This window comes from Actinoplanes sp. NPDC048791, assembly GCF_040650095.1.
In the GTDB taxonomy this organism is placed as follows: Bacteria; Actinomycetota; Actinomycetes; order Mycobacteriales; family Micromonosporaceae; genus Actinoplanes.
Window position 1 is genome coordinate 1 of sequence record NZ_JBEZGQ010001115.1, and the last position, 2,577, is coordinate 2,577.

The following is a 2,577-nucleotide window of genomic DNA, read 5'->3' on the forward strand; positions in this document are numbered from 1 at the left end:
GCGGACCGCGAGCAGCCGTCGCGCCGATCCGGGGCCCGGGCGGCCGCTCAGCGGTCGATCGGCCAGATCTTGATGTCGTTGAAGGCGACCTGGTACGGCCCCTTCACCGGCGCGCTCCGCTCGGTGAAGATGCCGAGCACGACCCGCCCGCCGCGGATGTCCTTGTCCTGCACCGGTACGGCGCCGAGCAGCTCGCCGTCGCGCAGCACCTCGAGGGTCTCGCCGACGATGCTCACCGTGATCACGGTCGCCGGGGCGCCGACGTCGATCGGGCGGTCGTCGAGCGGGAACGTCTTGTAGACCTCGGTGGTGGTCGACTTGTGGGTGCCGACGTACACGTTGCGTTCGCAGACGCGTACCTGGTAGCCGCGGTTCTGCGCGAAGCGCATCCAGATGGACGCGCAGCTGTCCGGGGTCAGCAGCCGGACCTTGACCTCGGCCTGCACGTCCGGGGGTTCGTAGTCCTCCGGTCCGCGGCAGCGGAAGACCCCGCGGGTCGCGCGGCTGACCACCAGGCCGCCGTCGAACGAGCACCCCGCCTGCTCGTCCTCCAGGGACGTGGCCTGCCAGAGGCGCTGCCCGGTCAACGCGTCCGAGAGCAGCACGGTCTGCTCGGACTCCTCGACGCGCGGGTCGATCGTGGCGCCGGTGCCGGTACCGCCCGGCCACAGCGTCGCGACCACCCCGCCGACCGCCAGCATCGCCAGGACCAGCAGGACCACCGCGGCGGGCAGCACCCACGGCCGGCGCGGCGTGGGGTCGTGGGAGAACGGTGTGTCCGGCGCGGCCGGTGAGGTCGGCACCGGCTGGGTGACGATCGAGTTCTCCGAGTAGCCGACCAACGTGGGCGCGGCGGTGACCTCGGTGAGCAACGCCGCGGGGTGCACCCCGGTGACCGCCTGCGCCTCCTGCGCGGCGAAGCGCAGGCCGGGCTGGTGGTCGAGCGCGGCTCCGGAGGCGGCCGGTCGCTGCGGGCCGTCGACCAGCAGATCCAGCAGCTCGCGGGCGCTGGGGCGGTTGGCCGGGTCCTTCTCCAGCGCGTGCCCGATGAGGTCGCGCAGCGGGCCGCTGAGCCCGGACAGGTCCGGCGGCTGGGTCAGGATCCGGGCCGCGGTCGCCGGCGGGGAGTCGGCGCTGAACGGGGTGCGGCCGGTGCCCGCGTACGCCACGACGCCGCCCCAGGCGAACACGTCGGCGGCCGGGGTGAGCGGCAGGTCCAGGTCGGGGCCGAACCGCTCGGGCGCCATGTACGCCACCGTGCCGACCATCTGGTCGGTGCTGGTGTGCGCGCTGGTCGCCTCCATCGCCCGGGCGATGCCGAAGTCGATGACCTTGGGGCTGCCCGGGGCGAGCAGGACGTTGCGCGGCTTGAGATCGCGGTGGATGACCCCGGCGCCGTGGATGGCGGTCAGCGCGGTCGCCACCCCGATCGCCACACTGTGCAGATTGGACGCGGTGAGCGGGCCGCGCTCCTCGACCACCTCGGCCAGGCTCGGCCCGTCGACGTACTCGACGACCAGGTAGGGCTGCTCGTGGTCGGGGTCGGCGTCGAGCACCTCGGCGGTGCAGAACGGCGGCACCTGGCGGACCCGGTTGACCTCGCTGCGGAACCGGCGGCGGAACGCGTCGTCCGGCGCGAGGTCGGCCCGGACCACCTTGACCGCGACGAGCACACCGGCGGCGCTGCGGGCCAGATAGACAGTGCCCATGCCGCCCTCACCGAGCCGGCTGAGCAGTTCGTACGAACCGAGCCGGCGAGGGTCACGCGGGCGCAGCGGGCTGGTCCGCTCGTCCGACATGCCGTTTACTCCTACGCCCCCGCGGCATGACGCCGCCCCACCCCCGACAGGAAAGGTCACCCTATAGGGCCTTGTCATCGCCTGCGAATACCTGTCCGCCGGTTGGCGCACAACCGACACAGATCACCATCGGCGCCACCGATGATCCGGGGCGGCCGGGTGGGCGGCGGCGGACTAGATTTACGGTCATGGAAGCGCGCGCATGACGCCCACGCAGCTGCGGGCGTATTCCGCCGTCGTGCGCCTCGGCTCCGTCAAGCAGGCGGCCGCGCAGCTCGAGGTGTCGGAGTCGGCCGTGTCGCTGCACATCGGCCAGCTCCGCCGTGAGCTCGGCGACCAGTTGTTCTCCCGCACGGCGGCGGGCCTGGCGTTCACCCCCGGTGGGCTGCGGCTGGCCAGCCGGGCGGCCGAGCTGCTGGGCCTGCAGGACCGCACGGTGCTCGAGGTCAGCGCCGCGGGCCGGGGGCGCCGGCTGCTGCGGGTTGCGGCCTCCAGCCTGTTCGCCGAGCACGCGGCGCCGGGCCTGATCGAGCTGTTCGCCAAGCGGGCGGCGGATCTGGACGTGGAGCTCAGCGTGTGCAATCCGGAGCAGTTCGAGTCGCTGCTGCTGACCCGTACGGTGGACGTGGCGATCGGCCCGCAGCCGGCGACGGTCGATCCGGCGCTGACCGGCCGCCCGGTGATGAACTACCGGATCGCCCTGGTCGTCGGCCCGAGCCACCCGCTCGCCGGGGTGGCCGCCGGCCCGCACCAGCTCCGCGGCCAGACCTGGCTGCTG

General features: G+C 73.5%; 2 protein-coding genes. One reads left to right on the top strand and one right to left on the bottom strand.

Annotated features, from left to right (window positions below):
- Positions 1-47 precede the first annotated feature (47 nt).
- Complete coding sequence (locus AB0C29_RS42985; protein ID WP_360833360.1) at positions 48-1,799, bottom strand: serine/threonine-protein kinase; 1,752 nt, start codon at positions 1,797-1,799, stop codon at positions 48-50.
- 202 nt (positions 1,800-2,001) lie between these two features.
- Here AB0C29_RS42985 and AB0C29_RS42990 point away from each other — a divergent pair.
- On the top strand, positions 2,002-2,577 hold a 576-nt coding region (locus tag AB0C29_RS42990; RefSeq protein ID WP_360833362.1), incomplete at its 3' end, for a LysR family transcriptional regulator.